The sequence below is a fragment of the Flavobacterium sp. GNP001 genome (assembly GCF_054343775.1).
This window is the reverse complement of the sequence record NZ_JBTGUX010000001.1, coordinates 455,178-479,515: the sequence shown is the minus strand read 5'-3', so window position 1 is coordinate 479,515 and position 24,338 is coordinate 455,178. Positions and strand designations below refer to the sequence as shown.

The window sequence follows — 24,338 nt, the reverse complement described above, 5'->3', positions numbered from 1 at the left end:
TTGATTTTTGCTAAAACTCCTTCTGACGCTAGAGCATTATTGATTGTGAATTTTCATTTTTAAAACACACCCCATACCTTCGAGCACTAGAACATAGTGTGTTTTTTTAATGTCCTGTACCACCGCACTTTGCGCCGTAAATGGCCCTGTTGGCACTTGAATACAATCTCCAATTTGATGCTGTGTCAGCGTTACTTCATTTTCTTGTGCAACTTGCAACCAATTTTGGATCGTTTCTATTTCTTCATTTCGAACAATCGCTGGCTTGCCCAACCAAAATAAATATCTTACCACGCCAGGCACATCAAACACTAAGTGACGATTTTCTTCTGACAATTGTACGAAAACGTACGAATTAAAAAGAGGAATATCTACCTTCTTTTTTCGGTCAGACCATTGCCTGCTCTGAACAACGACAGGACAGTAGCAATTTATACCTCTATTTTGCAATTGCAAAGATACTTTCTTTTCTCCTTTCGGTTTTGTATACACTACATACCAATTCATGTGTAAATATAATTTATGCCAATGAAGCTTTGTGCGGCTAGTTAGCTTTTTACTTATGAACCAATCGATTGATAAACAAACCCAATATTACGCAATTGCTCTTCGTTTAGTAAATTTCTACCATCAAAGATAAAAGCCGGTTTTTGCATGTTATCATAAATTTGTTGCCAATCGTAGTGAATAAACTCATCCCACTCGGTTAAAACTGCAATAGCATGTGCATCTTTACACGCTTCATAAGGATTTTCAAAGGACCTCACATAGGCTGCATTTTGATCTGCAGTTCTAGTTTCTAAATAATTCAAATCGTTTAAAACCTTTTTAGCTGATACCTTTGGGTCAAAAACCGCGATTTGAGCATGCTCATTTATTAAATCATCTGCCACGTAAATTGCAGCTGATTCTCTAGTATCGTTTGTATCTTTTTTGAAAGCCCAACCTAAAAATGCAATTTTTTTATCTGAAACTGTATTATACAAGGTTTGAACAATTCGGCTTGAAAAGCGTCTTTTTTGATGATCGTTCATGATAATCACTTGCTCCCAATAGTCTGCCACTTCGTGTAAACCATACGACTTGGCAATGTACACCAAATTAAGAATGTCTTTTTGAAAACAAGATCCTCCAAAACCAACTGAAGCTTTCAAGAATTTTGGACCAATTCGACTGTCCATCCCAATAGCCTTTGCTACTTCATTAATTGAAGCGCCTGTTTTTTCACATAGTTCAGACATGGCATTAACAGAAGAAATACGTTGTGCTAAAAAAGCATTTGCAGTAAGTTTCGAAAGTTCTGATGACCAAACATTTGTAATTAGAATTTGCTCTGTAGGAACCCAATTTGCATATACTTCTACGAGCGCATCAATAGCTTTTTGCCCTTCAGAAGTGGTGTCGCCACCAATCAAAATACGATCTGGTTGCAATAAATCTTGAACCGCTGTACCCTCTGCCAAAAACTCAGGATTAGATAAAATTTGAAACTGAACACCATTACCAGTGTGGTCCAAAATACTCTTAATAGCTTCGGCAGTGCGAACTGGCAGTGTTGATTTTTCAACTACTATTTTATTATCCTTTGCTACCCTAGCAATTTGTCTGGCGCAAAGCTCAATATATTTCAAATCAGCTGCCATACCTTTGCCTTTTCCGTAAGTTTTGGTTGGCGTATTTACAGAAATAAAAATCAGTTGTGCCTCTTCGATAGCTTTATCCACATCAGTAGAAAAAAATAAATTTCTACCTCTTGCCTCAGCAACAATTGCATCTAATCCAGGCTCATAAATTGGTATGTTTTTAGTATCGGGATCATTCCAGGCAGCAATGCGCTCCTGATTTAAATCAACAACCGTAACCTGAATGTGGGGACATTTTTGGGCTATAACTGCCATAGTAGGCCCTCCTACATATCCAGCTCCAATACAACATATTTTAGTAACTTTCATTTTCTTTATTTTGTAACATTTAAATCCCTCATTTACTCGAATCTTTCTTTTGATGGGATTACTTGAATAACTTTTTTATTTTTGTAGATTTTTCCAATACCAATCTACTGCTTCTTTTAAGCCTTTTTCTAAATTAAATTGAGGGTCATAACCAAGGAACTCCTTAGCTTTATCAATACTTGCTAATGAATGTGGAATATCACCCAATCTTTCAGGACCGTACTTTATTTGTACATTGGCTATTTCGGGATCGTACGTACTTAAATATCTTTTTAAATATTCTACCAAATCATTTAACGTATTGCGGTCACCAAAAGCAGTATTGTAAACCGTATTTATTGCTTCAGGGTTTTGGCTAAGCATAGCCAGTTCATTCATTTGAATTACATTATCGATATAGGTAAAATCCCTAGAATATGTTCCATCACCGTTAATTATCGGGCTCTCGTATCGAATTAATTGCTGTACGAATTTTGGAATAACAGCCGCATAAGCACCATTAGGATCTTGCTTTCGTCCAAAAACATTAAAATATCGTAATCCGATAGTTTCTAAACCGTAAGTACGACTAAAAATAGTAGCATACAATTCATTCACATATTTTGTAATTGCATAAGGCGATAATGGCTGTCCAATCGTTTCTTCAACTTTTGGCAAAGCAGACGAATCTCCATAAGTAGAAGAACTAGCTGCATAAACAAAACGTTTTACTTTTGCATCACGCGCCGCAACCAACATGTTTAAAAAACCACTAACATTAACCTCATTGGTTGTAACAGGATCATTAATTGATCTTGGTACCGATCCCAAAGCTGCTTGATGCAATACATAATTTACTCCTTGAACTGCAGCATTACAATCATCAGGGTTTCGAATATCTCCCTCTAATAACGTAAAATTAGGATTATCTAAACAGGCTATTAAATTATGCCTGTGTCCTGTTGCAAAATTATCTAAGCAGACAACCTTGTAATCCTTGCTCAAAAAATACTCACAAAGGTTGGATCCTATAAATCCTGCACCGCCAGTGATCAGTATGCTTTCTTGTTGTTGCTGATTCATAATTAGCGGATTTATTTTTTGCCTTTTTTCAATATTCTTTGTGCTACCTTTTGGTAAACACTTTTCTTTTTCTCCTCTTCATAATATCCGTTGCCATAGTTGCCATAGCCGTAACCGTAGCCATAGCCATAACCCGTACCATATTTAGCTTTGTTTTCGAGACCGTTAAGAACAATACTAGCATTTGTCAACTCACCGCGTTTTACTCGGTTATTCAACAATGAGATCATTTCTTTTTTGGTATAATTTTGACGAACAATATACAACGTAACATCGCAAAATTGTGCTAATTCAAGAGCATCTGACACCAATCCGACAGGTGGAGTATCAAGTATTATATAATCGTACTCTTTTTTTAACGATTCAATTAAATCCTTCATACCCTGACTCATAATCATCTCACTTGGGTTAGGTGGTACTGGACCTGACAAAATAACATCGAGGTACGGAATATGAGTTTTATTAATGATTTCGGGTATAGTTTTTTGACCAATTAAGTAGTTTACTACACCTACTTCGTTAGTTAAATTAAATTCACTTGCCAGTTTTGGCTTTCGTAAATCCAAACCAATAACAACCGTTTTTTTCTCGCTTAGCGCAAATACAGTGGCAATATTTATCGAACAAAACGTTTTTCCTTCCCCACTGACAGAAGAGGTAATCATCAAGGTTTTGGCTCCATTGAGATTTTGTTGCTTGTATAAAAATTGTAAAGAAGAACGGATAGCTCTAAACGACTCGGACAAAGCTGATTTAGGCCTATCAAATACAGCTAAATTGCTACTTTCTTTATTAACACCAATGATTCCGATCAACGGAATTTTAGTTAACTTATTAATATCTTCACTGTTTTGTACCGAATTATTGATAAAGAAAATGATGAATACAAATATCAACGGAATCAATAAGCCTAAAAAGAGTGCTAAAACATAATTCACCGAAGTTTTAGGACCAATTAATCCTCCACCTATATCCTTGGCGGGATCTATAAAATGCACATCAGATAAATTAGCTGCCTTAACGATATCGGCTTCACTTCTTTTTTGTAAAAAAGTATTGTAGATATTGTCGCTTAAGTCATATTTTCTCTTGATTTTTATGAGTTCTTGCTGATCCTCCGGAAGTGCTTTTATTGTACTTTCTGTCTCACTTATTTGGCTATTAACAATGGATAAATCATATTGCAGCGCTGATTTTGCAGTAGCAATATTCTCTAACAAAACATTTTTTATGGCCTCCATTTGATTGTCAAAATCCTGAAATATTTTTTCGCTTTTAACAGCATACGCCATTTCTGAGCGTTGGGTAGATAATGCAATTAATCGCGAGACATTTGCCACAATGTTGGGATCATCAATACCTGCCACAGATGGCGCAGGAAGTTTGGCGTAATTGACACTGCTTTTAAGGTAGGATTTCAAAGAGTTATAATAGGCTAACTTTCGGTTTACTTCATCTCTTTTTAGATCGAATTCTGAAATTTTTTCTGAAAACTTGGCACCACCATCTTCTACATCGAACATGTTTTTGCCTTTTCGGAACGATTTGAGTTCATTTCCGGTTTCTTTAAGCTGTGCTTCCATTGCAATCAAAGTACTATCAATAAAAGCGATCGTATTGGTAGCAAAACGATTTTTATCCTCAAGCTGCCTACTAATCAACATTTTAACAGTAGCATTGAGATATTCTACCATTCGAGCTTTATTGGTACCTTGCATACCTAATGTAATGATCGAACTACTTTTTTCACTAGACTGCACATTGATTCCTTTGTATCCAGACACAGTGCCGTCAAAATCATTAAATCGCACAAAATACTCATTGCCTTTGTACAGACCTGGATTTTCTTTGATTTCTAATTTCCAATTTAAGAATGGTAAATTGACTTGTTGTCCTACTTTGTATCTTTTGACAAATTCTCCCTCTTGTACAGCTGTATTGCTATACGTGTTATTTGCATAAGTAATCATTGAAGCATTAGTACCCTCAAAAGGAATGCGAATTTCATAAACGCTTTCAGAAATAAATTTTATGGCAATGTTTGCTCCAGCCAATTGACCTTTTGACTTGTCGATATTAACATAAAAAGGCGTTGCACCGTAAGCGTCTATTAAATTGTATTCGCCTTGTGTTAAGTAACTAATGTAAAACTGCAATTTATCAACTACAAGTTCATTATGAGATCTTGACTGTAAAGTCGTAGCAATAGTTTGAACTTGATCTGATGTGCCTCCCCAATTGAAGGTTAAACTAGTATTTGAGGTGAATAAAGGATTATTTTCTTCTTTAATTGAAATCATGGTTTCCATCCCGTAAATTTTTTCTTTTCGAATATTTACTTGATGGGCCACAGTAAAAGTAATTAGCAAACTGATTAAAAACCACTTCCAATAGCTTCCAATTTTTATTAAAAAACCTTTGAAATCAAAACTAACTTGATTTTCAAAAACCGCAAAATCCTTTATATCTAGCATGCTGTTGTTGTGGTATTAATTTTTAAGTAGTAAAAAAACAGTAGAAATCACAGAAAAAAGAGTCATGACAGTTCCGAAAGACTCTAAAGCTGTTTTCCCGGTTCCCCAAACTTTTTGTTTCAATGGCTTAATATAGATAAAATCATTTGGTTGTAAATAGTAATACGGAGAATTCATGACATTGATATCCGTCAAATCTATATCACCTATTTGCACGCCCGTCGGGGTTTTACGAATTATAGTCACAGCTTTTCTATCGCCGGTTATAGTTATATCACCAGAATTTGCAATAGCCTCCATGATATTAACCTGTTCTTGATAAATAGTTTTTGTACCAGGACCACCAATTTCGCCATTAATGGTAAAACGCAGTCCTGCCAACTTCACGGTAACAAATAAATTGGCTTCTTTATTAAAATATTCTGCTAACAACTGTTTTTCGATACGCACTCTGATTTCCTCGAGCGTATAACCAATCACATTCATCTCTCCTAAAACAGGAATACGAATATTGCCATGATCATCTACTGTAAAACCATCAAAATACAAGCCCGCTTCAGATTGACTTGCCGCCGCACCATCGTTGTTTGTACTAAATAGCTGGGCTAATTTAGGATCAATAGTTTTTATATTTAATCGAATAACATCATTAACCTGCAAGCGATAAGGTTTTCCCTCTACGGCAGTAATTTGAGATGTAGGGGTTGTTTTATCTTTTTGCTGTAAGTAAATTAAATCTTGGGTTGAGATGCACGAAGTAAGCATGATACTCACAACAAAGAACAAGTAAAGTGCAGATTTGCTCATTATATTTTATTTTTTAACACAAATATAGCTTTTCATTTAGGATATAAAAAGTCTGTTTTGGTATTTAGGAATCTAATTATTTTTTAAGGATTTTTCAAAAGGGACTCTATGTAATATGCTTCGCCCTAAGGTAACTTCATCAGCGTACTCTAATTCATCACCTACCGATATCCCTCTTGCAATTGTTGAAACAATGATATTACAGTGAGCTATTTGTTTGTAAATAAAAAAATTAGTGGTATCACCCTCCATCGTGGAACTCAAGGCAAAGATAATTTCGCTAACCAAACCTTCTTTTACTTTATTTACAAGCGAAGTAATATTCAACTGACTAGGCCCCACTCCATCAATTGGAGATATTTTACCTCCTAAAACGTGATAAATACCTTTGAATTGTCCTGTATTTTCAATAGCCATAACATCACGTATGTCTTCGACAATACAAATGAGTTGATGATTTCTATTACTATTGGAACAAATTTCACAGACCGATTGATCTGAAATATTATGACAACTCTCACAGTATTGAATATCCTCACGCATAGACAATAATGCCTGCGACAAAAAAACGGTTTGATCTTTGGGTTGTTTTAGCAAATGCAAAGCCAATCGTAGTGCCGTTCGCTTACCAATACCAGGCAATTGTGAAATTTCGTTAACTGCTTTTTCTATTAATTTTGAAGAGAATTCCATAGCTACAAAGATAGCAATTTGTTTGCTTTTTATCTGAATTACAGCCCAAGCATTAGCCTAGCGCCAACAACCAAAAGACAAGTATTTTACAATTTATACAATACAAATAAGGCCAGGTATCATTAAAATTGATTTGTTGCTAATAAAACTAATGTGCAAGCTACCTCTACTTTTATTCCGTTTAATTGTAGCAACTGATAAAACTCTGGATTTTCAGTTCCTGGATTAAAAATAACACGTTTGGGTTTAGCCTCGACTATGTAATTGTAATAGTCTCTTTGACGAGCAGGATTTAAATATAAACTTACCGTATCAATATTTTTTAAAGGAATTGCCTTAGTTTGAATTTTTATTCCTGCTACTTCGCCTGCACTTTGCCCTACCGCCAATACGGAGTGTCCTTTATCTGTTAACATTGTTACTGCTTTAAAAGCATAACGATCTGGCTTTGTACTCGCTCCTAGAACTAAAGTTTTTTTATTTTTTGTCATTTTCAAATGGTATAAGCCACAAAAGTACGCAAAAAAGAGGCTGTAGACAGTCTGCTTTTAAATTTAAGTTTGCCCGGCAATTAAAAACATTCCATTAACACTAAAAAACAAAAAAACAGTACTTTTACTTTATAAAACCAAAATTATGGATCTATTCATCTACTTATTTGTTGCCCTATTTTCAGTATTGAACCCTATCGGAACGGTACCAATTTTTGTTGGTCTCACACAAAACGACACCAAAAAAGAACGCTCCAGAATTTCGCTTTGGACTGCAATTAATGTTTTTATCATTTTAATGGTCTCATTTTTTATTGGTCAATACGTTTTACTATTTTTTGGAATCAGCATTGACGCACTTCGAATTGCGGGTGGAATAATCATTGTAAGTTCCGGCTTTTCGTTACTATCGGGCAAATTCACCAAAAAACGAGGGATCAACAAAAAAGTAGAAAATGAAGCCCAAAAAAGAAATGATATTGCTTTGACTCCGCTTGCCATACCAATGCTTGCTGGTCCTGGGTCTATTTCCTTACTAATTGCATTTTATCAAGAACACAATTCAACCCTTGAAATTATCATCTCTTGCTTTGCAATTTTAGCGATTGCAGTGGTCATTTTTATAATTCTTAGAAGCGCGCATTACTTAGCAAATTTTCTTGGAGCATCAGGTATTGTAGCCATCTCAAGAATTATTGGCTTTATTGTAATCGCTATCGGAATACAATACATCGTTAGTGCGATTATTAATATTATAAAAAGCAATTTAGTGTAATAAAAAAGGGATTCGCTTTTTGAACAGCCAATCCCTTTTTTATATGATTTTATATAGTTACTCTTTTGGCAAAAAGACCTCTGCCATCATGCATCGGGCGCTTCCACCACCACAAGCTTCGATCGTATCTAAACTAGAACTCAAAATATCTGCATGTTTTTCTAATTGAGCAATTTGCTTTGCATTCAAGGCTTGGTGCGCAGCAGCACTCATGATAACAAAACATTTATCATCGGTACCACGTAACTCTAACATGTTTCCTGCAAAATTATTCATTTGATCTTCTGTAATCAAAATAACATCTTTGCCACTTTCTTTTAGGTTATCTAAAACCATTTTGCGCTCTTTCTTATCATCGATACAATCAGCACAAATGACTGCAAAAGTTTCACCAATACACATCATAACATTAGTATGATAGATTAACTTTCGCTCTTCACCAACTGTTTGATAGGCTTCAAAAATAACAGGAGCAAAATCATAATCCTCGCAAAACTCGATAAACAATTCCTCATCAGCTCTAGGAGACAGTGCACAATACGCTTTTCCGTTTGCTCTATCTAACACAATGCTTCCGGTTCCTTCTAAGAAAAAGCCATCTTCTTCTGCGGATGTGTAATCCATGACGTCTTGAATTACAAATCCTTTCTCTTCCAACACATCAAATAAATCCTCACGGCGCTCTAAACGACGATTTTCAGCAAACATGGGATACATAACCACATCGCCATTTTCATGAAAAGAAATCCAGTTGTTGGGGAAAATACTGTCTGGTGTATCAGGGCTAAGCGTATCCTCAATTACAGTAACGTCAATTCCTTCGGCTTGTAACTTTTCTACGAAAGCATCAAACTCTTGTTGCGCTTTTGCATTAACCGTTGCTGGCAACAAGCCATCGATTACTTTTTGATAATAATTATTAACAGCTGTTTGTTCGTTCATTCGGAATGCCACCGGACGAATCATTACTATTGAATTGGTAGTTTGTTTCATATATCTTATTTTAAAGTTCGTCAGTTCAAAGTGTTATTTTTAAAACATTGAACAGTAAAACCATTATTTATTCTCTAATTAAAGGCAAGGTTGAACAACGTAATAATCCTTCTTGTTTGGCAATTTCAGCATATGAAATTTCTTCAACGATAAAATCATGTGAACGCAGCCAATTGTTTAATCGTGTAAAATTACGTTCAGAAACTACCACTTTTTCATCAATCGAAAAAATATTTGAATTCATGTGGTACATTTCGTCTCTTTTAATGTGAAAAAGATTTTCCTTTCCAAAAAGATCAACCAAAAAAACATAGTCTGCTTCTTCTCTAAAACCATTTTTGTAGATAATCCCTTTGTCTTTCCCGACAGGTTGAAAACAGCAATCCAGATGCAGTGCATTATCTCTAGCTTCTATTTTTGATTTAACTAAATCAAAATCTTTCACTTTTTTATGAGGAAACAAATCCTTAATAAATTGAACACCCAGTCCATTGGTGCGAGCAGTAATATAATCTGCATAATCACTTCCTTTATAGGTCCCGATAAAAATGTAATCATTCCAAAGCATTACATCACCACCCTCGATGTGTACTTCCTCAGGAGGACGCACCACTTTTAGCGGATCCATTTGGTCAATGATATAATTTATGGCGTCTAATTCGCGTTCGCGATCGGGTAGTATATTCGACTTTATAAAAACATCATCAATTACAAATCCGATGTCTCTGGTAAAAATTTGATTGTAGTTTTCAATACATTCTGGCCTGTAAATTTGAACATCATATTTCTTTAAAACCGCATCAAATGCATTCATTTCTTGAACCATATCTGCTTCAATAGGATAGGTTCCAGCTAAAATATGTTCTAATGACTTAGGATCATAAGCGTCGGCTGCTTTTGGAGTTGGGCCGTTACTCACTGCAGTTCCTAAAACTACCGCTCGAAGCCGCGAAGTTTCAGTTTTGATATTTAACTTTAACATGTATTTTTAGCTTTTGGCAAATATAAAAAAAGCCTCACCAATTAGTGAAGCTTTTTAAACTGATTTTATCTTTTATCTGTTGCAACAAATTCTCTCAATGGATGACCAGTATACACTTGTCTTGGACGCCCAATTGGTTCTTTATTTTCGCGCATTTCTTTCCATTGTGCAATCCAACCTGGTAAACGACCAATAGCAAACATAACAGTAAACATGTCAGTAGGAATACCTAATGCTCTGTATATTATTCCTGAATAGAAATCAACGTTTGGATATAAGTTTCTTGATTTGAAGTATTCATCTTCAAGAGCTGCTTCTTCTAATTTTTTAGCAATTGCTAAAATTGGATCTTCTACTCCAAGAGTTGCTAATACTTCATTAGCTGCTTTTTTGATGATTTTGGCACGTGGGTCGAAATTTTTGTACACTCTATGTCCAAAGCCCATTAAACGGAAAGGATCGTTTTTATCTTTGGCTTTAGCCATGTACTTATCAGCATCGCCACCGTTTTTGTGAATTTCTTCAAGCATTTCTAATACAGCTTGATTGGCTCCTCCGTGTAATGGTCCCCAAAGTGCCGAAACACCCGCAGAGATAGAAGCAAACAAACCAGCGTGTGACGAACCTACCATACGTACTGTAGATGTAGAACAGTTTTGCTCGTGATCACCGTGCAAGATAAATAATTTATCTAATGCATCAATCACTACAGGATTTGCAGAGTAAGGACCTGTTGGTAATTCAAACATCAAACGCATAAAGTTTTCAACGTATCCTTTTGTATTATCGTAATAATTCAACGGATAACCCATACTTTTTCTGTAAGTCCACGTAGCAATAACAAGGAATTTACCCATTGTTTTGCACACTGCCTCGTACATTTCTTTTTCGTTTTCAACATTAACCGATTTAGGATTGAACGCTGTTAACGCACTCGTTAGAGCAGCTAAAACACCCATTGGATGAGCCGTTTTAGGAAACCCATCAATAATGTTTTTCATTTCCTCATTTACAAGCGTGTATTTGCGAATATCATTTTCAAATTGCGCTAACTGATCTGCAGTTGGAAGTTCACCAAAAATCAATAAGTAAGAAACTTCTAAGAAATCTGCTTTTTCAGCCAAATCTTCAATAGCATATCCTCTATAACGAAGAATTCCTAATTCACCATCCAAAAAGGTAATATCACTCTTGCAAGAGCCTGAGTTTTTATAACCTGGATCAAGTGTGATTACACCTGTTAAATCACGTAATTTGTTCACATCGATGGCCACTTCATTTTCACTACCTTCAATTACAGGTAACTCAATTTTTTGTCCATCAATCTCTAATGTTGCTATCTTTGACATAATATAATTGAAAATAAACTTTTTTAAATAATAATTTCTCAAATTTAGGGAATTACACACTAAATAAAAAGAGAATCCCACAATGAAATTGTTAAATAAAATAAAAAAAAGCCATTCACTAGGAGCGAGTGGCTTTTTAAAAGAAATAGGTAAGAATTACTTTATTTTGAAAGCGTTTTTTCCAGGAAAATAGGCAGTATTTCCTAATTCTTCCTCGATCCGCAATAATTGATTATATTTTGCCATACGATCAGAACGAGAAGCGGAACCTGTTTTAATTTGCCCGCAATTCAATGCTACTGCAAGATCCGCAATAGTATTATCCTCTGTTTCACCAGAACGATGTGACATAACAGATGTATAACCTGCATTTTTTGCCATATTTACTGCTGCAATTGTCTCTGTTAAAGTACCAATTTGATTTACTTTAATTAAAATTGAATTAGCAATACCTTTTTCAATTCCAGTTGACAAGCGCTCTACGTTAGTAACAAATAAATCATCACCAACTAATTGAACTTTATCACCAATTTTGTCTGTTAACAATTTCCAGCCTTCCCAGTCATTTTCATCCATTCCATCTTCAATAGATATGATTGGATATTTTGCTGTTAAATCAGCCAAATAATCTACTTGCTCAGCAGAAGTTCTAACTTTTCCAGTTTCTCCTTCAAATTTAGAGTAATCGTATTTTCCATCTACATAAAACTCCGCAGCAGCGCAATCTAATGCAATCATAATTTCGTCTCCAAAAGAATATCCTGCTTTTTCAACTGCTAATTTAATAGTATCTAAAGCATCTTCAGTACCACCAGCTAAGTTGGGAGCAAAACCACCTTCATCACCTACAGCTGTAGACAATCCTCTGTCGTGAAGTACTTTTTTCAAACTGTGAAAAATCTCAGTACCCATTTGCATAGATTGCGAAAATGAAGTTGCCTTAACAGGGAAAATCATAAATTCTTGAAAAGCAATCGGAGCATCAGAGTGCGAACCACCATTGATAATATTCATCATTGGAACAGGCAATGTGTTTGCAGAAACACCACCTACGTATCTATACAAAGGCAATCCCAATTCATTAGCAGCCGCTTTTGCAACAGCTAAAGAAACTCCTAAAATAGCATTTGCACCTAAATTAGATTTGTTTGGAGTACCATCTAAATCAATCATTAATTGATCAATGTGATTTTGTTCAAAAACAGAAACACCAACCAATTCTTCAGCAATTACGGTATTTACATTTTTCACAGCATTCAAAACTCCTTTTCCTAAAAATGCTTTTCCACCATCACGTAATTCTACAGCTTCATGCTCTCCAGTCGAAGCTCCAGATGGAACTGCAGCTCTACCTAAAACACCATTATCTGTAATTACATCTACTTCAATAGTAGGATTTCCTCTTGAGTCAAAAATTTGTCTTGCGTGAATTTTGATTATAATACTCATATACTAAAATTTTTAAAATTTAAAATACAAATATATTCTATCTTTCGAAACCATGGAATGAAAAAAATGAATGTTATTAACGAAAACGATATAAATATTTGAGAAATAATGCATTTACTAATTTATAAGAAGTATTTTTTTTTGAAAATGAAATAATTCACGAAAGCAAAAAAAAGGCCTAACTAAATGTTAGACCCATTCCTAAAATCATAAAAAACGACTTTTATTGCATATTCTGGATAAATTGATCAAAAAGATACGATGAATCATGCGGCCCTGGACTCGCTTCAGGATGGTATTGAACAGAAAAACAGTTTTTATCTTTCATACGCATTCCCGCAACGGTACCATCATTTAAGTGTAAATGTGTAATTTCGAGAGCCTCATTGGCATCCAATTCCTCCTTACTAACAGCAAAACCATGATTCTGTGAAGTAATCTCACCTTTTCCAGTAACCAAATTTTGTACCGGATGATTGATACCACGATGACCGTTAAACATTTTATAAGTAGAAACTCCATTTGCTAAACCTATAATTTGATGCCCCAAACAAATACCAAACAATGGTTTGTTATCCGCGATGATAGCTTTTGCAACAGCAATAGCACCATCCAAAGGCTCTGGATCGCCTGGACCATTAGATAAGAAATACCCGTTTGGCTCAAAAGCTGCTAGATCTTCGTAGGAGGAATCAAAAGGAAAAACTTTAATGTAACAATCTCTTTTCGCTAAGTTGCGCAATATGTTGGTTTTGATTCCTAAATCTAAAGCTGAAACTTTATACGTAGCATTTTCATCTCCATAAAAATAAGGTTTCTTAGTTGATACCTTCGATGCCAATTCTAATCCTTTCATGTCGGGAACAGCTGCTAATTCAGCTTTCAACTCTTCCACAGAAGTACCGTCAGTACAGATAACAGCATTCATAGCACCGTTATCACGGATGTAACTTACAAGCGCTCTAGTATCCACATCAGAAATCGAAATCAAATTGTGCTTGATAAAATAGTCCTCTAAACTACCTTCAGCATCTGCTCTTGAGTAATTAAAGCTGAAGTTTTTACATACCAGCCCAGCAATTTTGATTCCATCAGACTCAACTTCTGATTCATTAACCCCATAGTTACCGATATGTGCATTAGTAGCTACCATTATTTGCCCAAAATACGAAGGATCAGTAAAAATTTCTTGATAACCAGTCATTCCTGTATTAAAACAAACCTCTCCGAAGGTTTTTCCAGAAATTCCGATAGATTTTCCATGAAAAATAGTTCCGTCACTTAGTAAAAGTATAGCTTTTTGTTGTGTTGTGTATTTCATTAGTAGTTTATGAATTTAAATATGATAAATTTTAGCGCGACTCCTAACAAGTTTTAGAGCCTAACTAATAAACCTTTGATTTTAAAAGGATAAAGTTTTGTTCACAAAATGGTAAAAAAAAAGGATAAACTACGAGTAGCTTATCCTTGATTTTTATTGAACAATTATTCTCATAATTACTCAGCAGAATCAGTAGTTGTTTCAGTCTCAGCAACTGGAGCTTCTGTAGTCTCATCCGCTTTTTTAGCTTTACCACCACGACGGCTTTTAGCTTTTTTAACTTCTTTTTTACCACCATTGTAAAGCTCATTGAAGTCAACTAGTTCGATCATTGCCATATCAGCATTATCCCCTAAACGATTTCCAACTTTAATGATACGAGTGTATCCACCTGGACGGTCTCCTACTTTAGCAGCTACATCTCTGAACAAATCAGTTACAGCATACTTGCTACGTAAGTAAGCAAAAACAATACGACGGTTGTGTGTAGTATCAGATTTTGACTTTGTTATTAAAGGCTCAACAAATTGTTTAAGCGCTTTTGCCTTAGCAACAGTAGTATTAATACGTTTGTGCTCGATAAGAGAACAAGCCATATTTGCTAACATAGATTTTCTATGCGCCGTCTGTCTGCTTAAGTGATTGAATTTTTTTCCGTGTCTCATGACGTGTTTTTTTATACTTTCATCTTGATACTATCCGCTTTGGAGATCAAAATATGAAGTAATTTATTCTTTATCTAGTTTGTATTTAGCTAAATCCATACCGAAGTTCAAATTCTTAATTGCAACTAGTTCATCTAGTTCCGTTAAAGATTTCTTACCAAAATTACGGAATTTCATTAGATCATTTTTATTGAACGATACTAAATCACCAAGTGTATCAACTTCAGCCGCTTTCAAGCAATTTAATGCTCTTACAGAAAGATCCATATCAACAAGCTTAGTTTTAAGCAATTGTCTCATGTGTAATGACTCTTCATCATACGATTCTGTTTGTGCAATTTCGTCGGCCTCGAGTGTAATTCTTTCATCCGAGAATAACATGAAATGGTGAATTAAAACTTTTGCAGCCTCAGTTAAAGCATCTTTTGGATTGATTGAACCATCAGTCTTAATTTCAAAAACTAATTTTTCATAATCTGTTTTTTGCTCTACACGGAAGTTTTCAATAGCGTATTTTACATTCTTTACTGGTGTAAAGATAGAATCAGTAAAAATCGTTCCAATTGCAGCATTTTGTTTTTTATTCTCTTCGGCAGGAACGTATCCTCTACCTTTTTCAATAGTTAAATCGAAATTAAGTTTGATCTTGCTATCTAAATTACAGATTACAAGCTCTGGATTAAGAACCTGGAAACCTGAAATAAATTTTTGAAAATCACCAGCTGTTAACTGATCTTTACCTGAAACAGAAATTGTAACTGATTCATTATCTATATCCTCAATTTGACGTTTAAAACGTACTTGCTTTAGATTTAAGATAATTTCGGTAACATCTTCAACAACTCCTGAAATAGTAGAAAACTCATGATCTACACCTTCTATGCGGACAGATGTAATTGCATAACCTTCTAATGCAGAAAGCAAAACTCTTCTAAGTGCATTACCAACAGTCAATCCGTAACCAGGTTCTAAAGGTCTAAATTCAAATTTACCTTCAAAATCGGTTGAATCGATCATGATAACTTTATCGGGCTTCTGAAAATTAAATATTGCCATAAATTTCGACTAAGTCAATTATTATTTGTTGTACAACTCTACGATTAATTGTTCTTTAATGTTTTCTGGAATTTGAAGTCTAGCTGGTACAGCAACAAAAGTTCCAGATTTAGTTTCATTGTTCCAAGTAATCCACTCATAAACATGACTTGAATTAGATAAAGAACGTTCGATAGCCTCTATAGATTTAGATTTTTCACGAACACCAACTACGTCACCTGGTTTCAAGTGGTAAGAAGGAATATTTACATTTTCACCATTTACCGTGATGTGACGGTGAGAAACGATTTGACGTGCACCTCTTCTAGATGGAGCGATACCCATTCTATATACAACATTGTCTAGTCTAGACTCACATAATTGTAAAAGAACTTCACCAGTAACACCTTTAGTAGCTGACGCTTTTTCGAATAAATTTCTGAATTGTTTTTCTAAAATTCCGTAAGAATATTTAGCTTTTTGCTTTTCCATTAATTGAACAGCATATTCAGATTTTTTACCTCTTTTTTTAGCCATCCCGTGTTGTCCAGGTGGATAATTTCTTTTTTCGAAAGCTTTATCGTCTCCGAAAATTGCCTCGCCAAATTTACGAGCGATTCTTGTACTAGGACCAGTATATCTTGCCATTTTAAATTGTTTAAGATTGAGATTATGAATTCAGGTCGGATCCTTCGATAATCTATAATCAATCTAGGTTATACTATTTACTTAAATTTTGAGTATTATACTCTACGTCTTTTTGGAGGACGACATCCGTTGTGAGGCATTGGAGTAACGTCAATGATTTCAGTCACTTCAATTCCACCATTATGCAAAGAACGAATAGCAGACTCACGTCCGTTTCCTGGTCCTTTAACATATACTTTCACTTTTTTAAGTCCAGCTTCAAGAGCTACTTTACTACAGTCTTCTGCTGCCATTTGAGCTGCATATGGAGTGTTCTTTTTAGAACCTCTAAAGCCCATTTTACCAGCCGATGACCAAGAAATAACTTCACCTTTTTTGTTAGTCAAAGAAATGATGATGTTATTGAAGGTAGCAGAAATATGAGCTTCTCCCGTTGATTCAACGATAACTTTACGTTTTTTTGCAGTTGCTTTAGCCATATTACTTATTATTTAGTTGCTTTTTTCTTGTTAGCAACAGTTTTTCTTTTACCTTTTCTTGTTCTAGAGTTGTTTTTAGTTCTTTGCCCTCTTAAAGGAAGACCAGTTCTATGACGAATACCTCTGTAACATCCAATATCCATTAAACGTTTGATGTTTAAAGAAACCTCAGAACGTAATTCTCCTTCAATTTTAAAAGCTGATACCGCCTCACGAATCGCTCCGATCTCGTCATCATTCCAATCTTGAACTTTTTTATCTTGGCTTACTTGAGCTTTTTCTAAAATCTCAACAGCTCTACTTCTACCTAATCCAAAGATGTAGGTTAGTGCAATAACACCTCTCTTATTTTTTGGGATATCTACCCCTGCTATTCTTGCCATAATTATCCTTGTCTTTGTTTAAATCTAGGATTCTTTTTGTTTATTACGTACAATCTCCCTTTTCTTCGCACAATTTTGCACTCGGGACTTCTCTTTTTTACTGAAGCTCTAACTTTCATTTTGAATATCCTTTAATATCTATAAGTAATTCTTGCTTTAGACAAATCATAAGGGCTCATTTCTAGTTTTACTTTATCACCCGGAAGCAATTTAATATAATGCATTCGCATTTTTCCTGAAATGTGCGCAATTACAATATGCCCATTCTCTAATTCTACACGGAACATCGCATTTGATAATGCTTCGATGATTGATCCGTCTTGTTCTATTGCTGATTGTTTTGCCATAAGATTAAGCTACCGCTTTTCTATTTTTACCACTTTTCATTAAACCATCATAATGCTTATTCAACAAATATGAATTGATTTGCTGCATTGTGTCAATAGCTACTCCAACCATAATTATTAATGAAGTACCTCCAAAAAACATTGCCCAAGATTGCTGAACATCCATAACACTTACAACAATTGCCGGGAACACAGCGATTAAGGCAAGAAATAAAGAACCTGGAAAAGTTATTAAGGACATCACCTTGTCTAGGTAATCAGAAGTCTCAACACCTGGTCTTACACCTGGAATGAAACCACCGCTACGCTTCAAATCATCTGACATCTTGTTTGTAGGAACCGTAATGGCAGTATAAAAGAAAGTGAATACAATAATTAATGTTGCAAAAACTAAATTATACCAAAATCCAAACATGTTACTAAAAGCACCAACAATAGATTGTGACGCATCAGATTTAGACAAACCTGCGAGTGCAGCAGGAATGAACATAATAGCTTGTGCAAATATAATTGGCATTACACCAGATGCATTAAGCTTTAATGGAATCCATTGTCTATTTCCGTTAAGCATGTCTTGTTCAAAATCACCAGAAGTTGTACGACGAGCGTACTGAACTGGAATCTTTCTCACAGCCATAACTAAAAGGACACATGATATGATAACTAACAACCAAACAATTATTTCGATTACTAAAAGCATTGGACCACCATTATTATTAGTTACCCTTGTAGTAAACTCTTGAATGAATGCCTGTGGCAAACGAGCCAAAATACCAACCATAATCAATAGCGAGATCCCGTTACCAATACCTTTATCAGTAATTTTTTCTCCTAACCACATTGCAAAAATGGTACCTGTAACTAAAATTACAACTGAAGAGAATAAAAACTCAAAAGAGTTGAACCCTAATAAGAAGGCTTTAGCCGGCAAAGTTCTATACAAATTATAAATGTAAGTAGGACCTTGAACAAGCGTAATACCAATAGTTAACCAACGTGTGATTTGATTGATCTTTTTTCTACCGCTCTCTCCATCACTTTGAAGTTTTTGTAAATAAGGAATAGCAATTCCCATCAGCTGAACCACAATAGATGCAGAAATATAAGGCATAATTCCCAAAGCAAAAACTGATGCTTGGGAAAATGCGCCTCCTGTAAACATATCAAGAATTGAACCAATTCCTTCTTTAGTTTGCCCAGCTAAATTAGCTAACTCTGAAGCATCAATACCTGGTAGGGTAACTTGTGCTCCAAAACGATAAACTAAGAGTAACCCGATTGTCATCAAGATTCTATTCTTTAGTTCTTCAATCTTCCAAACATTACTTATTGATTCAATAAATTTCTTCATACTAATTGAAAAATTACATTGTTACAGCTTCTCCACCAGCAGCTTCAATAGCAGCTTTTGCAGTAGCAGTAAATTTGTGAGCGGTTACTTTTAATTTTGCTTTCAATTCACCTCTACCTAAAATCTTAACGATTTCATTTTTAGTAGCCAAACGGTTAGCAACGTAAACTGTCATATCAACAGTATCTGTAATAACACCATTATCAACTAAAAGTTGTAGTGTATCAAGATTTACACCTTCGTAGTTCTTACGATTGATGTTTGTAAAACCAAACTTAGGTACACGTCTTTGAAGTGGCATTTGACCTCCTTCAAAACCAATCTTTTTAGAATAACCAGAACGAGATTTTGCTCCTTTGTGACCTCTTGCAGAAGTACCACCTTTTCCAGAACCTTCTCCTCTACCTAATCTCTTATTTTGATTGTGTGTAGAACCTTCAGCAGGTTGTAAGTTACTTAAATTCATAACAGTATTTGTTATTTAGCTTCTTCAACAGAAACTAAGTGTTTAACTTTATTTATCATCCCAAGGATTGTAGGGTTTGAATCATGCTCTACAACTTGTCCCATCTTACGTAGACCTAAAGCTTCTAATCCTCTTTTTTGAGAAAGCGGACAGTTGATTTTGCTTCTAACTTGTTTTACTAATAATTTAGCCATAATTTCCTTGAATTAACCTTTAAAAACTTTTTCTAAAGAAACGCCTCTTTGTTTTGCAACAGTGTAAGCACTTCTCATTTGTAATAAAGCATCAAAAGTCGCCTTAACTACGTTGTGAGGATTTGAAGATCCTTGAGATTTTGATAATACATCATGAATTCCTACTGACTCTAAAACTGAACGAACAGCTCCACCAGCAATAACTCCAGTACCATGAGAGGCAGGAATTAAAAATACACGTGCACCACCAAATTTACCTTTTTGTTCGTGAGGAACAGATTGACCGTTCAAAGGAATTTTCACTAAGTTTTTCTTTGCATCTTCTACTGCTTTCGCAATTGCTTCAGAAACATCTTTAGATTTTCCTAATCCGTGTCCAACTACTCCGTTTTCATCACCTACCACTACAATCGCAGAAAAACCAAATGCTCTACCACCTTTTGTAACTTTAGTAACACGATTTACACTTACCAAACGATCTTTTAATTCAAGACCAGTTGGTTTTACTAACTCTACATTCTTGTATTTACTATTAGACATACTATATTAGAATTTAAGTCCAGCCGCTCTTGCGCCTTCTGCTAATGATTTAATACGACCGTGGTATAAGTATCCTCCTCTATCGAAAGTTACTACTTCTATACCAGCCTTTAAAGCTTTTTCTGCAACTAGTTTTCCAACTGCAGTAGCCACTTCAATGTTCGTACCGTTACCTATTTCTTTTTCTCTTGAAGAAGCTGCCAATAAAGTAACTCCATTCACATCATCAATTAATTGAGCGTAAATTTCTTTGTTACTTCTAAAAACAGATAGTCTTGGATTAGTAGCAGTACCACTAATTGTCTTTCTAATTCTGAATCTAATACGTTGTCTTCTTTCAGGTTTTGTTAATGACATAATCTTATTTTTTAAGCTGATTTACCTGCTTTTCTTCTTAATACTTCACCCACAAATTTAACACCTTTTCCTTTATATGGCTCTGGCTTACGGAAACCTCTGATTTTCGCAGCTACTTGACCTAAAAGTTGTTTGTCAAATGATGTTAACTTAACAATTGGGTTTTTACCTTTTTCAGATATAGTTTCTAAAGTTACCTCTGGAGCAATCTCTAAAATAATATTGTGCGAAAAACCTAATGCTAAATCTAATTTTTGTCCTTGGTTAGAAGCTCTGTAACCTACTCCAACCAATTCTAATGATTTAGTAAAACCATCAGTAACACCAACAATCATATTGTTGATTAATGATCTGTATAAACCGTGCTTTGCTCTTTGATCTTTGTGATCAGATGATCTGCTCACTTGAACCGTACCATCTTCAACTGTAACAGTAACGTCCGAAAACTCCTGAGTTAGTTGACCATTTTTTCCTTTAACTGTAATAACACCGTTAGCAACTTCAACAGTTACACCCGCAGGAACTACAATTGGATTTTTACCTATTCTTGACATCTTATTATAGTCTTTAAATTAGTATACGTAACAAATTACTTCACCACCCACATTTAACTGCTTCGCTTGCTTACCTGTCATCAACCCTTTAGAAGTTGAAACAATCGCAATTCCTAATCCGTTAAGGATTCTTGGGATATTAGCAGAACTTGAGTATTTACGTAAACCTGGTTTACTAATTCTCTGGATATCTTTAATTACTGACTCTTTAGTATCTTTATCATACTTCAAAGCAATTTTGATAGACCCCTGAACAGCGTTGTCTTCAAACTTGTAACTTAAGATGTAACCTTGATCGAAAAGGATCTTAGTTATTTCTTTTTTTAGATTAGATGCAGGAATTTCTACAACTTTGTGGTTTGCAGCCACAGCATTACGAACTCTTGTCAAATAATCAGCAATCGGATCTGTATACATATGTATTAATTTGCGGTCTTGGTTTTCAATAAACTATTTATTGAACCTTAAACCAATTTATAAATATCAATAATACAGACTTAACACAAAGTCAAGTCTGTATCAGAACGCAATCTCTTGCGTATTACCAAGATGCTTTTTTAACACCTGGAATCAATCCGTTGTTTGCCATTTCACGGAAAGTAACACGTGAAATACCGAATTGACGCATATATCCTCTTGGTCTACCTGTCAATTTACAACGATTGTGCAAACGAACTGGGGAAGCATTTTTTGGTAACTTTTGCAAACCTACGAAATCTCCAGCTTCTAACAAAGCTTTTCTTTTCTCAGCATACTTTGCTACTGTTTTTTCTCTCTTCACCTCACGGGCTTTCATTGATTCTTTAGCCATGTCTTAATTCTTTTTAAAAGGTAATCCTAATTCTGTTAATAGAGACTTTGCTTCTTTATCTGTTTTAGCAGTAGTTACAAAAGTGATATCCATTCCTGAAATCTTGTTAACTTTGTCAATATCAATTTCAGGGAAAATGATTTGCTCTAAAACTCCAAGGTTATAATTACCTCTTCCATCAAAACCAGTAGCTTTAATTCCGCTAAAGTCTCTTACTCGTGGTAAAGCTGAAGTGATAAGTCTATCTAAAAACTCATACATTCTTTCACCACGTAAAGTTACTTTTGCTCCAATCGGCATTCCTTTTCTCAATTTAAATGACGCAACGTCTTTCTTTGAAATTGTAGAAACTGCTTTCTGTCCAGTGATCTTTGTTAACTCTTCAACTGCATAGTCGATAAGTTTTTTATCAGATACAGCTGCACCAACTCCTTTACTTAAAACGATTTTGTCCAATTTTGGAACCTGCATTACGTTTACGTATCCGAATTCCTCTTTAAGAGCAGCAATTACTCTGCTCTTATATTCTTCTTTTAGTCTAGGTATATACGCCATTACTATAGTACTTGATTAGATTTTTTTGAAAATCTTACTTTCTTATCTCCTTCAACTCTTACACCTACTCTTGTTGTTTCCTTAGTTTTAGGATCTATAAGAGAAATGTTAGAAATTTGAATTGGAGCCTCTTTCTTTACAATACCACCTTGAGGGCTTTTTGCACTTGGTTTCGTATGTTTAGAAACCATATTTACACCTTCAACAATTGCTTTGTTTTTCTCGCGGTCAACACGTAAAACCTTACCTTCAGCACCTTTGTGATCTCCAGCAATTACTCTTACGATGTCACCTGATTTAATTTTTAGCTTTATCATCTTAAAACGAATTAAAGCACTTCTGGTGCTAATGATACAATTTTCATGAATTGTTTTTCACGAAGTTCTCTTGCTACTGGACCAAAAACACGAGTACCTCTCATTTCACCAGCAGCATTTAATAAAACGCAAGCGTTATCATCAAATCTGATGTATGAACCATCGGCTCTTCTTACTTCTTTTTTGGTACGTACAACAACTGCAGTTGAAACAGCTCCTTTTTTAACGCTTCCGTTAGGAGCAGTATCTTTGATAGAAACTACAATTTTGTCACCAACAGAGGCATATCTTCTTTTAGTACCTCCTAAAACACGGATAGTTAAAACTTCCTTTGCTCCAGTGTTATCTGCTACTTTTAGTCTTGATTCTTGTTGTACCATAATTATTTAGCTCTTTCTAAGATTTCAACTAACCTCCAACATTTTGTTTTACTCAAAGGACGTGTTTCACTAATCCTTACTGTATCTCCAACATTGCAGTCGTTCATTTCGTCGTGTGCGTGATACTTTTTAGTTTTCAACACGAACTTACCGTATAATGGGTGTTTTACTCTACGTACTTCAGCAACAACAATAGACTTGTCCATTTTGTCAGAAGTTACAACACCAATTCTCTCTTTTCTTAAATTTCTTTTTTCTTCCATCTTTCAGCAGACTACAGTTATTGTCTTTTAGTAAGTTCGGTAGCTAATCTTGCAACTGTTCTTCTCACAATTCTAATTTGAAGTGGATTCTCAATTGGTGAAATAGCGTGAGCCATTTTTAGATCAGCATAGGTTTTCTTAGTCTGGCTAAGCTTCTCTTGCAACTCTGCTGCAGAAAGATTTTTTATTTCTGATTGTTTCATAATAATATAGATTATGCTTCGAAATCTCTAGCTACGACAAACTTAGTTTTTACTGGAAGCTTTTGAGCCGCAAGACGTAACGCCTCTTTTGCAACTGACAAAGGTACTCCTCCAACTTCAAACATAATTCTTCCGGGTTTAACAACAGCAGCCCAATACTCAACTGCTCCTTTACCTTTACCCATACGTACCTCTAAAGGCTTCTTAGTGATAGGTTTGTCTGGAAATATTTTAATCCATAATTGTCCTTCTCTTTTCATGTAACGAGTTGCAGCAATACGTGCAGCTTCGATTTGACGAGAGGTTAAGAACATTCCATCTTCATGTACAGATTTAATTCCAAACATTCCATTTGAAAGTTCATGCCCTCTTTGAGAATTCCCTTTCATTTTACCCTTTTGTACCTTACGGTATTTTGTTCTTTTAGGCTGTAACATTTTTC

At 35.0% G+C, this 24,338-nt stretch carries 34 protein-coding genes; 1 reads left to right on the top strand and 33 read right to left on the bottom strand.

The features are described 5' to 3' along the window. Positions 1–36: 36 nt before the first annotated feature. From ACXX8U_RS01955 to ACXX8U_RS01925, 7 genes are all read right to left on the bottom strand, one after another. Positions 37–507, bottom strand: a complete 471-nt coding sequence (locus tag ACXX8U_RS01955; protein ID WP_458564363.1) for a UpxY family transcription antiterminator — start codon at positions 505–507, stop codon at positions 37–39. Positions 508–560: 53 nt separating this feature from the next. Continuing rightward, positions 561–1,952, bottom strand: a complete 1,392-nt coding sequence (locus tag ACXX8U_RS01950; RefSeq protein ID WP_458564362.1) for a UDP-glucose 6-dehydrogenase — start codon at positions 1,950–1,952, stop codon at positions 561–563. A 75-nt stretch (positions 1,953–2,027) separates the two neighbouring features. Further along, the gene (locus ACXX8U_RS01945) at positions 2,028–3,014 is read right to left on the bottom strand and encodes an SDR family oxidoreductase (RefSeq protein WP_458564361.1); all 987 of its coding nucleotides are present in this window, start codon (positions 3,012–3,014) and stop codon (positions 2,028–2,030) included. An 11-nt stretch (positions 3,015–3,025) separates the two neighbouring features. Further along, the gene (locus ACXX8U_RS01940) at positions 3,026–5,488 is read right to left on the bottom strand and encodes a polysaccharide biosynthesis tyrosine autokinase (protein ID WP_458564360.1); all 2,463 of its coding nucleotides are present in this window, start codon (positions 5,486–5,488) and stop codon (positions 3,026–3,028) included. Between the two features lie 15 nt (positions 5,489–5,503). Further along, positions 5,504–6,295 (bottom strand): polysaccharide biosynthesis/export family protein, encoded by a 792-nt coding sequence (locus ACXX8U_RS01935; RefSeq protein WP_458564359.1) that lies wholly within the window; start codon positions 6,293–6,295, stop codon positions 5,504–5,506. Between the two features lie 72 nt (positions 6,296–6,367). Further along, positions 6,368–6,988 (bottom strand): recombination mediator RecR, encoded by a 621-nt coding sequence (gene recR, locus ACXX8U_RS01930; RefSeq protein ID WP_458564358.1) that lies wholly within the window; start codon positions 6,986–6,988, stop codon positions 6,368–6,370. A gap of 122 nt (positions 6,989–7,110) precedes the next feature. Next, on the bottom strand, positions 7,111–7,479 hold the full coding sequence (locus ACXX8U_RS01925; RefSeq protein WP_458564357.1) for a CoA-binding protein: 369 nt from the start codon (positions 7,477–7,479) through the stop codon (positions 7,111–7,113). Between the two features lie 145 nt (positions 7,480–7,624). Between ACXX8U_RS01925 and ACXX8U_RS01920 the strand changes: the two genes are divergently transcribed. Next, a complete protein-coding gene (locus ACXX8U_RS01920; protein WP_458564356.1) occupies positions 7,625–8,254 on the top strand; it encodes a MarC family NAAT transporter in 630 nt (209 codons plus the stop codon). A gap of 57 nt (positions 8,255–8,311) precedes the next feature. Here ACXX8U_RS01920 and ctlX read toward each other — a convergent pair whose 3' ends face one another. The 26 genes from ctlX to rplP form a co-directional block, all read right to left on the bottom strand. Next, the gene (ctlX, locus tag ACXX8U_RS01915) at positions 8,312–9,247 is read right to left on the bottom strand and encodes a citrulline utilization hydrolase CtlX (protein WP_458564355.1); all 936 of its coding nucleotides are present in this window, start codon (positions 9,245–9,247) and stop codon (positions 8,312–8,314) included. Positions 9,248–9,314: 67 nt separating this feature from the next. After that, positions 9,315–10,229 (bottom strand): dimethylarginine dimethylaminohydrolase family protein, encoded by a 915-nt coding sequence (locus ACXX8U_RS01910; protein WP_458564354.1) that lies wholly within the window; start codon positions 10,227–10,229, stop codon positions 9,315–9,317. Positions 10,230–10,294: 65 nt separating this feature from the next. Then, a complete protein-coding gene (locus tag ACXX8U_RS01905) occupies positions 10,295–11,578 on the bottom strand; it encodes a citrate synthase (RefSeq protein ID WP_458564353.1) in 1,284 nt (427 codons plus the stop codon). A 156-nt stretch (positions 11,579–11,734) separates the two neighbouring features. Continuing rightward, complete coding sequence (eno, locus tag ACXX8U_RS01900; RefSeq protein WP_458564352.1) at positions 11,735–13,027, bottom strand: phosphopyruvate hydratase; 1,293 nt, start codon at positions 13,025–13,027, stop codon at positions 11,735–11,737. 223 nt (positions 13,028–13,250) lie between these two features. Then, the gene (gene carA / locus ACXX8U_RS01895) at positions 13,251–14,348 is read right to left on the bottom strand and encodes a glutamine-hydrolyzing carbamoyl-phosphate synthase small subunit (protein ID WP_458564351.1); all 1,098 of its coding nucleotides are present in this window, start codon (positions 14,346–14,348) and stop codon (positions 13,251–13,253) included. 176 nt (positions 14,349–14,524) lie between these two features. After that, positions 14,525–15,013 (bottom strand): 50S ribosomal protein L17, encoded by a 489-nt coding sequence (gene rplQ, locus ACXX8U_RS01890; protein WP_210791236.1) that lies wholly within the window; start codon positions 15,011–15,013, stop codon positions 14,525–14,527. A gap of 63 nt (positions 15,014–15,076) precedes the next feature. Continuing rightward, positions 15,077–16,069, bottom strand: a complete 993-nt coding sequence (locus tag ACXX8U_RS01885; protein WP_035668087.1) for a DNA-directed RNA polymerase subunit alpha — start codon at positions 16,067–16,069, stop codon at positions 15,077–15,079. Positions 16,070–16,090: 21 nt separating this feature from the next. Next, positions 16,091–16,696 (bottom strand): 30S ribosomal protein S4, encoded by a 606-nt coding sequence (gene rpsD, locus ACXX8U_RS01880; protein ID WP_458564350.1) that lies wholly within the window; start codon positions 16,694–16,696, stop codon positions 16,091–16,093. A gap of 95 nt (positions 16,697–16,791) precedes the next feature. Beyond that, entirely contained in the window at positions 16,792–17,175 is a 384-nt protein-coding gene (rpsK, locus tag ACXX8U_RS01875; RefSeq protein ID WP_024981527.1) for a 30S ribosomal protein S11, read from the bottom strand. An 8-nt stretch (positions 17,176–17,183) separates the two neighbouring features. Continuing rightward, positions 17,184–17,558 carry a 30S ribosomal protein S13 gene (rpsM, locus tag ACXX8U_RS01870; protein ID WP_210791234.1) on the bottom strand — a complete coding sequence of 125 codons (375 nt, stop codon included), beginning with the start codon at positions 17,556–17,558 and terminating at the stop codon, positions 17,184–17,186. 2 nt (positions 17,559–17,560) lie between these two features. Beyond that, complete coding sequence (gene ykgO / locus ACXX8U_RS01865; protein WP_008992256.1) at positions 17,561–17,677, bottom strand: type B 50S ribosomal protein L36; 117 nt, start codon at positions 17,675–17,677, stop codon at positions 17,561–17,563. A 12-nt stretch (positions 17,678–17,689) separates the two neighbouring features. Then, on the bottom strand, positions 17,690–17,905 hold the full coding sequence (gene infA / locus ACXX8U_RS01860; protein WP_007136545.1) for a translation initiation factor IF-1: 216 nt from the start codon (positions 17,903–17,905) through the stop codon (positions 17,690–17,692). 4 nt (positions 17,906–17,909) lie between these two features. Beyond that, entirely contained in the window at positions 17,910–19,256 is a 1,347-nt protein-coding gene (secY, locus tag ACXX8U_RS01855) for a preprotein translocase subunit SecY (RefSeq protein ID WP_166138186.1), read from the bottom strand. A 13-nt stretch (positions 19,257–19,269) separates the two neighbouring features. Continuing rightward, the gene (gene rplO / locus ACXX8U_RS01850; RefSeq protein ID WP_166138183.1) at positions 19,270–19,722 is read right to left on the bottom strand and encodes a 50S ribosomal protein L15; all 453 of its coding nucleotides are present in this window, start codon (positions 19,720–19,722) and stop codon (positions 19,270–19,272) included. An 11-nt stretch (positions 19,723–19,733) separates the two neighbouring features. Beyond that, on the bottom strand, positions 19,734–19,916 hold the full coding sequence (gene rpmD / locus ACXX8U_RS01845) for a 50S ribosomal protein L30 (protein ID WP_114753105.1): 183 nt from the start codon (positions 19,914–19,916) through the stop codon (positions 19,734–19,736). A gap of 12 nt (positions 19,917–19,928) precedes the next feature. Further along, entirely contained in the window at positions 19,929–20,456 is a 528-nt protein-coding gene (gene rpsE / locus ACXX8U_RS01840; protein WP_166138177.1) for a 30S ribosomal protein S5, read from the bottom strand. Positions 20,457–20,462: 6 nt separating this feature from the next. Further along, positions 20,463–20,813, bottom strand: coding sequence for a 50S ribosomal protein L18 (rplR, locus tag ACXX8U_RS01835; protein ID WP_121925772.1), 351 nt, complete (start codon positions 20,811–20,813; stop codon positions 20,463–20,465). A gap of 11 nt (positions 20,814–20,824) precedes the next feature. Then, positions 20,825–21,367: a 50S ribosomal protein L6 gene (gene rplF / locus ACXX8U_RS01830; protein ID WP_210791229.1), complete on the bottom strand. Its 543-nt coding sequence runs from the start codon at positions 21,365–21,367 to the stop codon at positions 20,825–20,827. Positions 21,368–21,385: 18 nt separating this feature from the next. Further along, positions 21,386–21,784: a 30S ribosomal protein S8 gene (rpsH, locus tag ACXX8U_RS01825; protein ID WP_086452756.1), complete on the bottom strand. Its 399-nt coding sequence runs from the start codon at positions 21,782–21,784 to the stop codon at positions 21,386–21,388. A gap of 124 nt (positions 21,785–21,908) precedes the next feature. Beyond that, positions 21,909–22,178, bottom strand: a complete 270-nt coding sequence (rpsN, locus tag ACXX8U_RS01820; protein ID WP_026707007.1) for a 30S ribosomal protein S14 — start codon at positions 22,176–22,178, stop codon at positions 21,909–21,911. Between the two features lie 3 nt (positions 22,179–22,181). Beyond that, positions 22,182–22,733, bottom strand: coding sequence for a 50S ribosomal protein L5 (gene rplE, locus ACXX8U_RS01815; protein WP_166138172.1), 552 nt, complete (start codon positions 22,731–22,733; stop codon positions 22,182–22,184). A gap of 2 nt (positions 22,734–22,735) precedes the next feature. Next, positions 22,736–23,050: a 50S ribosomal protein L24 gene (rplX, locus tag ACXX8U_RS01810; RefSeq protein WP_166138168.1), complete on the bottom strand. Its 315-nt coding sequence runs from the start codon at positions 23,048–23,050 to the stop codon at positions 22,736–22,738. An 11-nt stretch (positions 23,051–23,061) separates the two neighbouring features. Then, entirely contained in the window at positions 23,062–23,430 is a 369-nt protein-coding gene (gene rplN, locus ACXX8U_RS01805) for a 50S ribosomal protein L14 (RefSeq protein ID WP_026717863.1), read from the bottom strand. 2 nt (positions 23,431–23,432) lie between these two features. Continuing rightward, positions 23,433–23,693, bottom strand: a complete 261-nt coding sequence (gene rpsQ / locus ACXX8U_RS01800; protein WP_166138164.1) for a 30S ribosomal protein S17 — start codon at positions 23,691–23,693, stop codon at positions 23,433–23,435. 17 nt (positions 23,694–23,710) lie between these two features. Continuing rightward, positions 23,711–23,896, bottom strand: coding sequence for a 50S ribosomal protein L29 (gene rpmC, locus ACXX8U_RS01795; RefSeq protein ID WP_166138161.1), 186 nt, complete (start codon positions 23,894–23,896; stop codon positions 23,711–23,713). Positions 23,897–23,907: 11 nt separating this feature from the next. After that, positions 23,908–24,333 (bottom strand): 50S ribosomal protein L16, encoded by a 426-nt coding sequence (rplP, locus tag ACXX8U_RS01790; protein WP_017495016.1) that lies wholly within the window; start codon positions 24,331–24,333, stop codon positions 23,908–23,910. Positions 24,334–24,338 lie beyond the last annotated feature (5 nt).

Bases quoted from the DNA above. Each gene is read 5' to 3' on its own strand.
- rpsD (WP_458564350.1), bottom strand. From the start codon at position 16,696: ATGGCAAGATATACTGGTCCTAGTACAAGAATCGCTCGTAAATTTGGC.
- ACXX8U_RS01945 (WP_458564361.1), bottom strand. From the start codon at position 3,014: ATGAATCAGCAACAACAAGAAAGCATACTGATCACTGGCGGTGCAGGA.
- ACXX8U_RS01925 (WP_458564357.1), bottom strand. From the start codon at position 7,479: ATGACAAAAAATAAAAAAACTTTAGTTCTAGGAGCGAGTACAAAGCCA.
- rplQ (WP_210791236.1), bottom strand. From the start codon at position 15,013: ATGAGACACGGAAAAAAATTCAATCACTTAAGCAGACAGACGGCGCAT.
- rplE (WP_166138172.1), bottom strand. From the start codon at position 22,733: ATGGCGTATATACCTAGACTAAAAGAAGAATATAAGAGCAGAGTAATT.
- ACXX8U_RS01905 (WP_458564353.1), bottom strand. From the start codon at position 11,578: ATGTCAAAGATAGCAACATTAGAGATTGATGGACAAAAAATTGAGTTA.
- rpmD (WP_114753105.1), bottom strand. From the start codon at position 19,916: ATGGCTAAATTATTAGTAAAACAAGTTAGAAGCAAAATCAACTGTCCG.
- rpsM (WP_210791234.1), bottom strand. From the start codon at position 17,558: ATGGCAAGAATAGCAGGGGTAGATATCCCAAAAAATAAGAGAGGTGTT.
- rpsH (WP_086452756.1), bottom strand. From the start codon at position 21,784: ATGTATACAGATCCGATTGCTGATTATTTGACAAGAGTTCGTAATGCT.
- ACXX8U_RS01885 (WP_035668087.1), bottom strand. From the start codon at position 16,069: ATGGCAATATTTAATTTTCAGAAGCCCGATAAAGTTATCATGATCGAT.
- rpsE (WP_166138177.1), bottom strand. From the start codon at position 20,456: ATGTCTAATAGTAAATACAAGAATGTAGAGTTAGTAAAACCAACTGGT.
- rplN (WP_026717863.1), bottom strand. From the start codon at position 23,430: ATGGTACAACAAGAATCAAGACTAAAAGTAGCAGATAACACTGGAGCA.
- eno (WP_458564352.1), bottom strand. From the start codon at position 13,027: ATGAGTATTATAATCAAAATTCACGCAAGACAAATTTTTGACTCAAGA.
- recR (WP_458564358.1), bottom strand. From the start codon at position 6,988: ATGGAATTCTCTTCAAAATTAATAGAAAAAGCAGTTAACGAAATTTCA.
- rplX (WP_166138168.1), bottom strand. From the start codon at position 23,050: ATGATAAAGCTAAAAATTAAATCAGGTGACATCGTAAGAGTAATTGCT.
- secY (WP_166138186.1), bottom strand. From the start codon at position 19,256: ATGAAGAAATTTATTGAATCAATAAGTAATGTTTGGAAGATTGAAGAA.
- ykgO (WP_008992256.1), bottom strand. From the start codon at position 17,677: ATGAAAGTTAGAGCTTCAGTAAAAAAGAGAAGTCCCGAGTGCAAAATT.
- rpsK (WP_024981527.1), bottom strand. From the start codon at position 17,175: ATGGCTAAAGCAACTGCAAAAAAACGTAAAGTTATCGTTGAATCAACG.
- rplO (WP_166138183.1), bottom strand. From the start codon at position 19,722: ATGAATTTAAGTAACTTACAACCTGCTGAAGGTTCTACACACAATCAA.
- carA (WP_458564351.1), bottom strand. From the start codon at position 14,348: ATGAAATACACAACACAACAAAAAGCTATACTTTTACTAAGTGACGGA.
- rplR (WP_121925772.1), bottom strand. From the start codon at position 20,813: ATGTCATTAACAAAACCTGAAAGAAGACAACGTATTAGATTCAGAATT.
- rplP (WP_017495016.1), bottom strand. From the start codon at position 24,333: ATGTTACAGCCTAAAAGAACAAAATACCGTAAGGTACAAAAGGGTAAA.
- rpmC (WP_166138161.1), bottom strand. From the start codon at position 23,896: ATGAAACAATCAGAAATAAAAAATCTTTCTGCAGCAGAGTTGCAAGAG.
- ACXX8U_RS01955 (WP_458564363.1), bottom strand. From the start codon at position 507: ATGAATTGGTATGTAGTGTATACAAAACCGAAAGGAGAAAAGAAAGTA.
- ACXX8U_RS01920 (WP_458564356.1), top strand. From the start codon at position 7,625: ATGGATCTATTCATCTACTTATTTGTTGCCCTATTTTCAGTATTGAAC.
- ACXX8U_RS01950 (WP_458564362.1), bottom strand. From the start codon at position 1,952: ATGAAAGTTACTAAAATATGTTGTATTGGAGCTGGATATGTAGGAGGG.
- ACXX8U_RS01935 (WP_458564359.1), bottom strand. From the start codon at position 6,295: ATGAGCAAATCTGCACTTTACTTGTTCTTTGTTGTGAGTATCATGCTT.
- ctlX (WP_458564355.1), bottom strand. From the start codon at position 9,247: ATGAAACAAACTACCAATTCAATAGTAATGATTCGTCCGGTGGCATTC.
- rplF (WP_210791229.1), bottom strand. From the start codon at position 21,367: ATGTCAAGAATAGGTAAAAATCCAATTGTAGTTCCTGCGGGTGTAACT.
- ACXX8U_RS01940 (WP_458564360.1), bottom strand. From the start codon at position 5,488: ATGCTAGATATAAAGGATTTTGCGGTTTTTGAAAATCAAGTTAGTTTT.
- ACXX8U_RS01910 (WP_458564354.1), bottom strand. From the start codon at position 10,229: ATGTTAAAGTTAAATATCAAAACTGAAACTTCGCGGCTTCGAGCGGTA.
- rpsN (WP_026707007.1), bottom strand. From the start codon at position 22,178: ATGGCTAAAGAATCAATGAAAGCCCGTGAGGTGAAGAGAGAAAAAACA.
- rpsQ (WP_166138164.1), bottom strand. From the start codon at position 23,693: ATGGAAGAAAAAAGAAATTTAAGAAAAGAGAGAATTGGTGTTGTAACT.
- infA (WP_007136545.1), bottom strand. From the start codon at position 17,905: ATGGCAAAACAATCAGCAATAGAACAAGACGGATCAATCATCGAAGCA.